Raw genomic sequence first — 12,188 nt, 5'->3', positions numbered from 1 at the left:
TTACATTAATTTAAGTTAATATTTTATACATAATATTAAGCAAATTTAGAGAATATCACCCAAGCTAATTTAAAGGTTTACGCTGACTGGATATTTTAATAGAATAATCTCATCAAAAGATTCGCAGAAACATCAATGGACTGGATTACGCTACTGCGATCGTTACAGTCTGATTTTATTAAAAGGTTAACATCTGGTTGTTTGCTCCATTGTGAAACAGAAGGTCAACATAGTGAATTAACTATAATATCTGGAGAAAGATTAAAGGCACTACGGGAATTTTGCTGGTTGATGGCTGAGAAATATAAGCGTGTTTCGCCAGTCCGTGACGTTTTTATCAGCTATCTCAAAGGTAAATTGGGTGAGGAAGTTGTCAAAGAACGTTTAGCAGATTTTATTACCGAAGTCGATTATGAAAAGCGATTCGGCGGCGATGGCAATATAGATTTTACCTTGACTTCTGACCCATCTATTGGTATAGAGGTTAAATCTCGTCACGGTAATATTGATAGAGTTAGATGGTCGATTAGTTCTGAAGAAGTTGAAAAAAATGCAGTTGTAGTTTGCATTTTTATTCAAGAAGATGTGAGTGAAGCACAATCTCAGTATCACCTTTTTTTGGCTGGCTTTCTGCCAACCCGGATGATTAAATTAAAGACTGGTAAAATTTCCTTTGGGATAGACCAATTACTGTATGGTGGTGGCTTACTTTGTTATTTAGAACAGTTACAATCTTCTCTAAATAACTCTTCTCGGCAACAGCCATCAGTTTACAAATATCTTCCGAAACCGGAAATTTTGTCTAAGCCAGCTAATCAGCTGCTCAAATCTTTTTTCCAACCTGAATATAGTAATGAAGATTTAAATGCACTTTATGTAAAATTGGGAGATGAATGTTTTGAGAGAGGGGAATATCCCAATGCGATCGCTAACTATACTAAAGCGTTAAAAGTAAAATCTAGCGATATTGATTTATGTTATAAACGAGGTTTAGCTCACTATCAACTAGGAGATTATGAAGCTGCGATCGTAGATTATTCTCAGGCAATCTATATAAATATTCATGATGCCAAATCTTACAATAAACGAGGATTAGCTCTATCTCAACTGGGGCGATTAGAAGAAGCAATTAATGATTATACAGAGGCTATCAGAATTAACCCTAATGTTGCTGTTGCTTATAAAAACCGGGCTGAAGCTCGTTCTCATCTAGGAGATAACCAAGGAGCAATTGAAGATTATACCCAGGCGATTAAAATTAATCCTCATTATGCTGATGCGTATAAAAATCGTGGAATTACTCGTTATTTATTAAGTTCTCAGTCGGCATTTCCCCAAGCAATCAAGATTAATCCTCAAGATGCCATAGCTTATAAAAAACGTGGTAATGCTCGTTCTGATTTAGGAGATTTTGAAGGAGCAATTGAAGATTATACTCAGTCAATTCAGATTAATTCTAATTATGCCGATGCTTACTACAACCGTGGTAATGCTCGTTCTGATTTAGGAGATTTTCAGAGAGCAATTGAAGATTATACTCAAGCAATCCAGGTTAATTCAAATCATGCCGATGCTTATTACAATCGTGGCAATATCCGTTTAGAAATCGCAGATAAACAGGGAGCAATTGAAGATTTTCAAAAAGCGGCAGACATCTATCGGAAAGAGGGTAAACTAGAAGCGCTCAAAGATACACGAGAAAGAATATTAGATTTAGAAATCGAAGAATCATTAGATATTTTGAAATTCTAGGCAATCAACTTATCAAGGAAGGCAGAGGGCAGAGGGCAGAAGGCAGGAGGCTCAGTTGGAATACTGTTTTCTACTCTGGAGCCCGTGACCAAAGCGAACTTGGGTTTAAGACCCCCACCAAATTTTCTTGTTTTGTGGTCCCAATTAAGTACGGTGTTGAATCTCCTTCTAAATTTAACCTTCTGCCTCCTGCCTTCTTCAATGTAGAGACGGCCATTCATCGCGTCTTTTACCTAAACAATAAATTCAGAGCCCCGACTTATTAAATAAGTCGGGGAGCTAATGGATTCGCTTACTTAACTCAAAAAATCGTTCCAGTTTCTTTCAAATAAACCCGTGTAAATGGTTCATCTTCAGCCAAAGTATAATCTTCAATCAACCCTTTACGACGGACAGAGATACTGTTACCTTTTTTAATCACCACAGTAGAACTATCAAAGACATCCCGCGCCAGGATCATTTCAGTTTCGGTGGGATTATCCAAAACGACGATATTACTACTCAGGTAAAACATCCCGTCTTCATCTAAGATTTCTTCCGGGTATTCAGCAATTAGCAAATCAAGTTTGGGATGGCGCAGCAAAGTTTGGACGTTGCTATTGTAGTTTTTACTTAAGACTTTTTTCGAGCGATTCACAAAAACTGCATCACGACAAACGGCCCCTACTGTCAAGTCGGGATGTTGCAAGAGGATATGGTCAATGGTTTCTTGCAATTCTTCGACTGAGATTTTATTAAAAGTAATAATCGGTATCCTCGCATCTGTACCCGACTCAAAAAAGGTTTCTAAAATATGAGAAGGTACATCAACACTTTCACCTTCAGAAGGTTTAAGATGCATTAAAACTCCCGGTGCAGCATTGATTTCTAGGATAGCGAAGTTACTCGATTTCCAAGATTCTGCAAGACTTTTGGTAATGACATCAATCCCCAGACAAGTCAGTTGAAAGTGTTGGGCAATATCTTGCGCCAAGATAATATTGTCAGCATGAACTGTCTGGGTTGCATCAATGCTCATACCTCCGGCTGAAAGATTGGCAACTTTACGCAGATAAACAGTGCGTCCTTTCTCAATTACACTGTCTAATGATAAACGCTGTTCCTCTAAGTAAAGTTCCATCGCTTCATCAACCTGAATTTTACTCATGGGTGAGGTAGGCGTGTCTAAACGTGCAGGTTTGCGGTTCTCTAGGCGGATTAATTCTGCAAGCGTCAAGTAGCCATCACCAACAACCGATGCTGGACGGCGTTCTGTGGCGGCGACAAATCTACCATTGACACACAACATGCGAAAATCCGATCCAGAAATACTTTTCTCAACAATTATCCGAGTTAATTGATCTTCAGGAATCGCTGCTAATGCTCTCTGATAAGCAAATTCCACTTCTTTTGAGTCTTGTACGTCAGCCGTAACGCCAATTCCTTTGTGACCTACCACTGGCTTAAGCGCCACTGGGTAGCCAATTTTTCTTGCCGTGGCCAAGGCTTCTTTTTCAGTAAAGACGATATCGCCTTCAGGGACTGGGAAACCCAAGGTTTTTAAAAATGCCTTACAGTCATCCTTACGGGTGGTGAACTCCGAATCTAGATGACTATCACAGTTAAATGTTGTCGCTACTCCCCGGACATGTTTTTTTCCAAAGCCGTATTGCATTAATCCTTCTTCCCACAAATAAAAGGCGGGAATACCTTTTTCGTAGGCTGTTCGCAATAGAGCGTAGACCGTCGGGCCACCATAGACGGATGCGCGGAATCTATTTTGCAGCCTCACTAGCTGCTCATCAAAGTTAAAGTTCTCGTCTTGGGTAATGGCTTCAAACCAATCCCAAACAAAATAAGGTATTTCTCTAGTTGTGCGTTCGTGTATTGATTGGACGCTAATTCGCACAAAATCTGGATATGGTTTAACACTCCAATGGTTAAGGTGCAAATCCATGTCCAGTTTTCCGACTTCGGACACAACTTGGGCAAACAGATGGGCATGGGATTCGTAGCTTTGGCTGCCCAGATTTGGATAGCGATCGCCTATGCTTGCAATATAATCTTCAATGGGCAAAGGCTTTCTAGAGTCAATTAGAGCAAAGTCAAATACTAGCGCCCCTGTATCTAAATAGGGGTTGGGCCCAATGTAATGCTTGAAGTTGAAAATATCGAATACATCCGTTCTTCTAGCATTAATGCGGACTAAATCACTGCTTTTTTGTAGAACCATTGACTACGAACCTTTGGCTAAACACCCTGAAATTTATATACTGAGCGATCGTTACTCAGACTTATTGATTGTAGGTTGCTTCACATTCATTTTAGAGAGTGATGGCAAAGCCATTGATCTAATCAGAACCTACATTAAGCCTATTAGTAAGCATTTTTAACTATCTCAAGGCATAATTAAATCCCCCTTCCTCAGCTAAGATAGTCACTTCATCCTCATGAATAGTCAAAGATATAACCTTTGAAAGGTGCAATACCCATCAGCGAGTTGTATAAATAGATATGTGGTATTGAAAAGACAGCAAAGTATGAATAGCACACAAGCTGCTCTAAGAGATGAAATTCGAGAACTTGCTGAGGAAGCTTTTCACCAAAAGCTGATCTCTGGACATGGTGATGGGCCAGACTTAGATGAGTATCAAATTGTCTATCAAGGCAAACCTAGGCATCTCCCACTAGAACAAGCACGTTTTTTCTTGACTAACTTGCTCTACAGAAGTCGCATTCATTAAGACTCATAATCAGATATCTAATGGCACTCAGGTAGGGTTAATACCAACAATTACAAAATAAATTTTCAATCGGCAATTAGCAACATTGTCAACAACGCCTCTAGAAATATCTTCTAGAGGCAGTTGCTCTTGAGTTGTTATTTATTCAAGGAAAATTAATTTTGAGGGGAAGCTATTTCTATGTACTTTTCCTTAAAAATCTTTTGGTCTAACTGCGATGTCTAACGACAAGCCGCTTTGCGTCTACACAAATTTTGATACTACCTTCTATCAGGTAATCTACCATAGGGATGATTTGATAGCTTAGTATGTCATGGTTTAGTGAAATTTATTAACTCACATCAGGGGGCATCATGGTGGAAAGTAATCCCAAACGGCAGCTAGTAATTATTGGGGGAGCTGAGGATAAGGAAGGGGATTGCCAAATTCTGCGGGACTTTGTGCGACGCGCTGGCGGTACAAAAGCATACATTGCGATTATGACGGCGGCGACAGAATTACCAAGAGAAGTTGGAGAAAATTATATTAGAGTATTTGAGCGGTTAGGAGCTGAGAATGTTCGCATTCTTGATACAGAAACCCGCGAAGACGCATCTTCATCTACCGCATTGGAAGCAATTAATAAAGCAACTGGGATATTTTTTACCGGTGGAGACCAAGCTCGGATCACCAACATCCTCAAGGATACCGAAATCGATGCGGCGATTCATAAACGGTTTGGAGAAGGTATAGTTATCGCAGGCACAAGTGCCGGAGCGGCCGTGATGCCAGATAAAATGATTGTGGAAGGTGATTCGCAGACACATGCTCGAATTGAAACTGTGGAAATGGGCCCTGGTCTAGGCTTTTTACCAGGAGTGGTAATTGACCAACATTTTTCCCAACGCGGACGTTTGGGACGCTTAATTTCAGCTTTAATACTAGAACCTGCTGTTTTGGGGTTCGGTATTGACGAAAATACCGCTATGGTCGTCACAGATAACCAAATTGAAGTGATTGGTGAGGGTGCGGTGACTATTGTTGATGAATCAGAGGCTACATACAACAATATGGGCGAAATTTTGAAGGATGAGTCTTTGGCGATTTTCGGAGCAAAGCTTCATATCTTGCCACATGGCTTCAAATTTGACTTGAAAACCCGCCAACCCATCTCCGGTAATCTCTCTGTGGCAAATCTTCCTGTATCTGTTGCTTAAATCAACACCCAATTTTTAATAGGTTTGATAATTAATACTTGTAGATTAGTGACATTTATCTTTTTAATATCCTTCCAAATGCTTTCAAGAATAGGGGATATAGCCCCTCTTTTTTAGAGTAAAGGGAGGATTTATTATTATATATTAGGACTTACGCAAAAAGGCAGTGAAAGCTTTGATTTACCGTAGGGACAACACCTGATGAAAGATATCTTCTGCTTTTGGGAACACTAAATTTAACCACCAGACTTAACAGGAAGGGGGTGATGCCTAAAGGCGAATGGAATAACAGAGCGAAAAATACAATTACCCATAACATACCTAAAACCAGTGAAGCGTAATACAATTACCCATGAATTTGACTCTGGTTCACAAGCAGAAATAATACTTCCACAGGAAAGTGATGACAATTTATCGGAAGCGTCCAAGCTACTACGGCAAGGAATTAAACAGCAGCAAACTGGTGAATTAATAGCGGCGCTGAAGTCTTTACAACAATCCTTGGGGCTATTTCAGGCAGTTGGGGATTTGCAAAAACAGGCACAGGCGCTTTCTTTTTTAGGATTGGTAACTTACAGCGCCGGAGATTATAAGGGTGCTATCTCTTACTCAGAGCAGTGTTTGTCTTTGCTCAATAACACCTCAGATTTAGTATTGCAAATGCAAGCACTTTCCCATTTGGGTAATTCATACCGTCATCTGAATGACCATAATAAAGCTATTGAGTTTCTGCAAAAGTGTTTGAAAATAACGCAACAGCTGCAAGACAAACGGAGTCAAGTGGCAGCACTGAATAATTTGGGATTGGTGTATAAAGCTTTGAGCAACTTTACACAGGCTATTGAGTATCAGCAGCAAAGCCTAGAGATTGTGCGGGAACTCAAAGATAACTGGGGCGAGGAACAGGTACTCAAAAATTTGGGTAATGCTTGGTATGCTTTGAATAATTACCCAAAAGCGATCGCCTATTACGAACAGTGTGTAGTACTGGCACGCTCCTTAAAAAATGTTCGCAGTGCTTTGCAGGTGCTAAAGAATCTAGGGAATGCTTGTTATGCTTTAGGTGATTATCCTAAAGCCATTAAGTATTATGAAGATCGGTTGGAATTAGCTAGAGAGATTCAAGACAAGCGTAGCGAGGAACAGTCTTTAGGTAGTTTAGGAGTTGCTTGTGAAGCTTTGGGTGACTATAACAAAGCAATTACATATTATGAACAACGTTTGTTGTTAGCTAGGAATATCAAAGACCGTCGCAGTGAAGAAGAAGCTCTCGAGCGTCTGAAGGTCGCTTGCTACGCTTTGGGTGATTATGCCAAAGCTATGCAATACCAACAAGGAACATCTTCAAATAATTCGTAATTCGTAATTCGTAATTCGTAATTCGTAATGACGTTCTCTACGAGACACTAAAAGCGAACGCGGACTCGCTACCGCTACGCTAACGTAATTCGTAATGGAGATTTAGAAAGAGCCATAAATAAAACTTGCTCATGACGTTAGCTCTCTTGACCAAAATACCCAAAATTCGTTAAAAAGCAAGAGAGGGAGAGCAATAATTAAAAGTTAATAATTCAAAATTACTCACACAGATCCATTGGCCCTATTGTATTTTGTTGCTGGAGATATCTGAAAACTTCTAATGTATCAACTTGGGGAAATTGGGCGTAAAAATTACTTATACTCCAGAAGGATTCTGGTGTTTCCAAGACAATTGTGCGATCGCCCCACTGTTCTAACCAAGGTAGCAATTTTTGTGGTGCTAGTGGAGTACACAGCCAAACTGCTGCTGGCAAAAGCATTTTGATGGCTGTTGCCGCTACTGCTATTGTCATACCTGTAGCAATGCCATCATCGACTAAAATGACCGTAGCATTCTCGGCATTCACCTGCGGACAAGCAGTAATTAATTGAGCCTCAAGAGACTTAGCTTGGTTGATGGCTTTATTTAAAGCTACTTCTCGCAATCGGGTATCATGTTGAGGGCGAAATAGCTTTTGATTGCTCCAAAGAACATTTCCAGAAGTAGTGACTGCACCAATGGCTAACTCTGGGTTTTCTGGATGGCTAATTTTTTTGGCTACGACGATTGTCAACGGACAATCCAGAAGCCGTGCGATTGGGACTGCAACTGGTACACCCCCTCTTGGCAAAGCATAAACAATTGGTACAGGCTTTACCCCAGAATCAATAGTTTGCTGAGTCAAAACATCATGAATCACTTGCGCCAATAATTCACCCGCATGGGTGCGATCGGCGAAAAATGGGGTATGTGACATGGTTTCCCCCAGCATCTTAGGACGGTACTGCTTTTATCATGACTGAATTTTGTCTCAAATTAACTGATACAATAAGATTTGTATAAAAAATAAGTATTCAGCAAAAGTCTATTTATTCTGATAAATCTCCAATTAGAGCAGTATTTAACTCAGATAAGACAGATGGTGCTGATGCCAAAATCCTAATTTTCATGAGCAGCGAAACCCAACTTAGCCTCTTCGACGACTCAAACTTTAACCAACGAGAACTGATTCCCACAGACGCGAAAATTGCGATCGCTCCCGGAACTTATTCTGACATAACGGAGTTGACACAGGATTGCGATCGCTGCCACCGTTGTCCATTGGGAGACACTCGGACTCATGCTGTTGTCGGACGCGGTAATCTCAAAGCCCCAATTATGGTTATAGGAGAAGCGCCTGGTCAAAATGAAGATGAAACCGGTTTACCATTTGTAGGTAGATCGGGGCAGTTACTAGAGAAAATTTTGGCATCTGTAAATCTGACTACTGAGCAGGATGTATACATTGCTAATATAAATAAATGTCGCCCACCAGATAATAGAGTTCCTACTCCAGCAGAAGTGGCAGCTTGTCTACCTTACTTACTAGAACAAATTCGCCTAGTTGACCCTAAAATAATCCTCTTAACAGGTGCAACTGCTGTCAAAGGCATCACTGGCGATAAGCGAGGAATTACGAAAATTCGCGGACAGTGGCTGGAGTGGGAAGGACGTTTATGTATGCCAATTTTTCATCCTTCCTACTTGCTGCGTAACTCTTCTAAGGAAAGAGGTGCGCCGAAATGGTTGATGTGGCAGGATATCCAGGCTGTACGGGCTAAGTTAGACGAAATCCAAAATAACAGCTAATTTGGTGGAATTATCCAAAATAAATGCACACTACAACTGCATTTTTTTCAAGTCTATGTTTGATGATGCCAGAGTTTTGACTGCTAGGGAGGTTTTAAGAGTGCGATCGCTGGGAATAATACATGAAATATTAATTAGCTAACCACCAATCGCGCAAATGACCCAAGATCAAAACCCTAAGCCAGAGTCTCTCACCGACTCCAATTCCCCCTCCTCGCTTGCGGGGAGGGGGTTAGGGGGTGGGGTTCCGGGATACCCTTGGCAAACCCCACACGAACTTTGGAAAAAACTTAAGCCATTGGCGCGACAGATGCGGTGTGAAGCAACTCCAGCAGAAAAGTTACTTTGGCAGAAGTTGAGAGACAAACAACTTTTGGGTTTTAAGTTCCGCCGTCAGCAAACAATTGACCGTTTTATCGTCGATTTTTACTGTAATGAAGCGCGGTTGGTGGTGGAAGTGGATGGCGAAATTCATGACTACACCCAACAGGAAGATGCAATCCGTCAAGAATTCTTAGAGAGTTTGGGGTTGCAGGTTGTGCGATTTAGAAATGAGGATGTTCTGGAGAGGATGGAGGGGGTATTGCAGGATATTGGTGCTTGGTTGCAGAGATAGAACCCCACCCCCAACCCCCTCCCCGCAAGCGATGAGGGGGCTAATTATGTCGCTTTGCATCATAATTTGACAATTATTTCACAGGATAGTGATTTTGAGCGCGTGAAACAAGTGAGGGAGTTGTCTTGCAAATCTTGGCTGTAAATTGAATTTGGTGGCGGGAGTGCGATCGCATCAATTGAGGGGTAACAAACACACATCAGTTGATAACCTGCAACTTGGGTTACTTATCAGTCTTACCAGCCTTTTTCAAACCTTGCCATCTCTCTCGCAGTCGCTTCAAGTTAGGACTATGACCACCATAACGCCAGCCAACATAGGCTTGACAAATTTCATCTATTACCTCAGCAGTTGCTGGGGCATGATGCTGGTACGATCCTCTAGCATACTCTAAAGGTGTTTGTGCTGGATGCTTACCTAAACCTTTTTGGCTTGTCCATTGCAGCATTTGTTGATAAAGACTCTCCATTGCTGGCAATTTCTTTAACCATCGGCGGTTGCGCCACTCTCGCCACTGACCCCAACCCAGCCAACCGAAGAAAGCTGCCGTAGTTGTCAAGATTAAACCAGTCAATACGCCAAACCAACCTTGAGAGAATAAAGCTAAAAACCAAGCGATCGCTGTAATCACCCACCTAAATATTGTCTCAAATACATTATTCAACAAACCTGTCACTGGAGAAGGCAGCCACCCAGCAACCCAGTGCCACAATTGACGCAACACACTAAAAGTCTGAGTATCTTCTACTGATGGTGGTATCAGAGGATGATTGGGAATAGGGTCAAAGGCAAACCAGCCATATTTGGGAAAATATACTTCCGTCATCGCATAAGCGTCAGTATTACGGACAACATATAACCCTGTAAATGGATTAAATTCTCCTGCACTAAATCCTGCTACTAACCTCGCTGGGATACCAACGGAACGTAGCATAACCGTGAGAACTGTTGAGAAGTGGTCTGGATAGCCGCCTTTATATTTGAATAAAAAAGATTCTACTAAATCATCTTTTTCTCCCAAATAAGGCAAATCTAAGGGATTTTGCGGAAGAGAGTAGCGTTGCTTTAAATATTGAGCTAAGTAAAGAACTTTTTCGTAGGGAGAATCCAGTCTTTTAGAAGACTTTGATACCCCTTCCCGATTGTAGTCAGCAAGAATTTCTTCGGTACGCTGTCGGACTTTTTCGGCAATTTCGGGAGGAATTTGCAGATAATGCTTCTTAATCTGTTGCGGATAATTAGTAGAAGCTTCACCTAACAAAGTGCGATCGCGGTATGGTACTTCAGAAATTACTGTGTAGGTGAGACCTTGTGATAATTCTACAGGCGATCGCAATCCATTTTCTGTATCAACCGCAATCAGTGGTGTGGGAAAGTAAATCTCTTTGGGATAAGCCATCGCCGGAATTAAGTTAGGCAAATCGTCCACCACTGTATAGGTTTGGACTATCTCTTGGGTTTTACCGATAATCAAAGGTCGGTTCAGAAAAATTTGGTAAGACCAAGGCGATCGCCTCATGGTCATAACATTTTCATTCCGGGAGACTTCCCATCCTTTACCTGTATAACGATCAAATCCTAATACTCGCCAAAAACCCTCAGCTTGCGATCGCACCCGCATCACAACTTTCGGTTTCATCTCGCCACGTAAGTTTTGGTTAATCTGGCTATTAAAACCGTAATAAAAATTATTATCTATTTTTCCCGGTTCACCTGTTTTATTTTGTCCCGTACCACCGCTACCACTGCCTTGATTATTTCCATTTCCTTGGCGGACATAACCAGGATTGATGATACTACGACCTGTGAAATTGCCTTTTACTTGAATAGAAGAACTTACAGGAAAATTCCGTAACTGATAGCCAGGGAATCGGGGTAAAACAGCAAAAATTGCCAGTCCTAGAGCGACAATTAGCAAAAAAGTTAGAATTAAAAACTTAAAATTAAGAGTTGAGGAATTTTTCTTGTTGAGTTTTTCCTTTTGAGTTTTTAATGGCTGCAAACCCAAGCGCGATCGATAATCTAATACTAAAGTTGGTAGAGCGATCGCTAAAAATAACAGCAACACAGGTGCAAATGCTAAAGTCTGACTTAGCGTTGCCGCTACACCTAATAAAATCAATCCTATAACAATCGAATAACCTAAATTTTTCCGGCGGGGTGTATCAAAGCTGTGCAACACCTGAAGTTGAATTAATAACTCTGCCAAACTCAGCCGCGTATCATTCAACTCTCCTACTAACCGCCCAAAGAAATTACCGAGTGCTATTAACATACCAATGGCAATGCAAAACTTAATTGCAACATTGGCATCATGGCGACGATAGTAACTCCAAATCGCACCCACTAAACTTAGGGGTAACGCCCAAAAACTGAATGAAGTTTCGGCGGCGATATCCGTCGCCACAATTCCCAAAATAACCAATCCTAGGACTAGCGATCGCAAAGAAATCGAATCTTCTACTTCTGTCAAAGGCGACTTCTGTAAATTTTGCCGCCAGAAATTACCTACAGGGACACGCCAAAACCGATTCATCCTAGATAAGTTGAGCATTTCGAGTCTAAGTTATACATGCTACGGAAACAATGCTGAGGACAAAACTGTTCGCCCTACTTTAAAGTATTCCCGTTACAGCAAGCTTTCTTATCCTGTCTTTAACAGTAAACCAAAAAGTTTTTCTCCAAAGAGCGATCGCTGAAATACTTATATGTTTTAATACTTTATAACACCTAATTCTCTAATCAGTAGACAT

Annotated in this window: 8 protein-coding genes and 1 pseudogene; 6 read left to right on the top strand and 3 right to left on the bottom strand. The window is 41.0% G+C overall.

Annotated elements, in window-relative coordinates; all coding sequences use genetic code 11:
- The first annotated feature begins 135 nt into the window (after positions 1-135).
- The gene (locus V7K42_RS11685; protein WP_334916300.1) at positions 136-1,752 is read left to right on the top strand and encodes a tetratricopeptide repeat protein; all 1,617 of its coding nucleotides are present in this window, start codon (positions 136-138) and stop codon (positions 1,750-1,752) included.
- Between the two features lie 301 nt (positions 1,753-2,053).
- Here the strand turns inward: V7K42_RS11685 and V7K42_RS11680 are convergent, their stop codons facing one another.
- Entirely contained in the window at positions 2,054-3,964 is a 1,911-nt protein-coding gene (locus V7K42_RS11680; RefSeq protein ID WP_334916298.1) for an acetate--CoA ligase family protein, read from the bottom strand.
- A gap of 307 nt (positions 3,965-4,271) precedes the next feature.
- On the opposite strand from V7K42_RS11680, the gene V7K42_RS11675 reads away from it, so the two are divergent.
- The 3 genes and pseudogenes from V7K42_RS11675 to V7K42_RS11665 all read left to right on the top strand — a co-directional run bounded on the left by V7K42_RS11675 (position 4,272) and on the right by V7K42_RS11665 (position 7,030).
- Positions 4,272-4,475, top strand: coding sequence for a hypothetical protein (locus V7K42_RS11675; RefSeq protein ID WP_334916296.1), 204 nt, complete (start codon positions 4,272-4,274; stop codon positions 4,473-4,475).
- A gap of 353 nt (positions 4,476-4,828) precedes the next feature.
- Positions 4,829-5,671 carry a cyanophycinase gene (locus tag V7K42_RS11670; RefSeq protein WP_334916295.1) on the top strand — a complete coding sequence of 281 codons (843 nt, stop codon included), beginning with the start codon at positions 4,829-4,831 and terminating at the stop codon, positions 5,669-5,671.
- 266 nt (positions 5,672-5,937) lie between these two features.
- Positions 5,938-7,030: pseudogene (locus tag V7K42_RS11665) on the top strand (tetratricopeptide repeat protein).
- 218 nt (positions 7,031-7,248) lie between these two features.
- Here the strand turns inward: V7K42_RS11665 and V7K42_RS11660 are convergent.
- Positions 7,249-7,947, bottom strand: a complete 699-nt coding sequence (locus V7K42_RS11660; protein WP_334916291.1) for a phosphoribosyltransferase — start codon at positions 7,945-7,947, stop codon at positions 7,249-7,251.
- Positions 7,948-8,138: 191 nt separating this feature from the next.
- On the opposite strand from V7K42_RS11660, the gene V7K42_RS11655 reads away from it, so the two are divergent.
- Both V7K42_RS11655 and V7K42_RS11650 read left to right on the top strand, forming a co-directional pair.
- A complete protein-coding gene (locus tag V7K42_RS11655) occupies positions 8,139-8,819 on the top strand; it encodes a uracil-DNA glycosylase (protein WP_334916289.1) in 681 nt (226 codons plus the stop codon).
- A gap of 157 nt (positions 8,820-8,976) precedes the next feature.
- Positions 8,977-9,435, top strand: a complete 459-nt coding sequence (locus tag V7K42_RS11650; protein WP_334916287.1) for an endonuclease domain-containing protein — start codon at positions 8,977-8,979, stop codon at positions 9,433-9,435.
- A gap of 223 nt (positions 9,436-9,658) precedes the next feature.
- Here V7K42_RS11650 and V7K42_RS11645 read toward each other — a convergent pair whose 3' ends face one another.
- Positions 9,659-11,989, bottom strand: coding sequence for a transglutaminase TgpA family protein (locus V7K42_RS11645; protein WP_334916285.1), 2,331 nt, complete (start codon positions 11,987-11,989; stop codon positions 9,659-9,661).
- Positions 11,990-12,188 lie beyond the last annotated feature (199 nt).

Source organism: Nostoc sp., assembly GCF_036917455.1.
In the GTDB taxonomy this organism is placed as follows: Bacteria; Cyanobacteriota; Cyanobacteriia; order Cyanobacteriales; family Nostocaceae; genus Nostoc.
The sequence above is the reverse complement of the archived record's forward strand: the minus strand, read 5'-3'. Positions and strand labels throughout refer to the sequence as shown.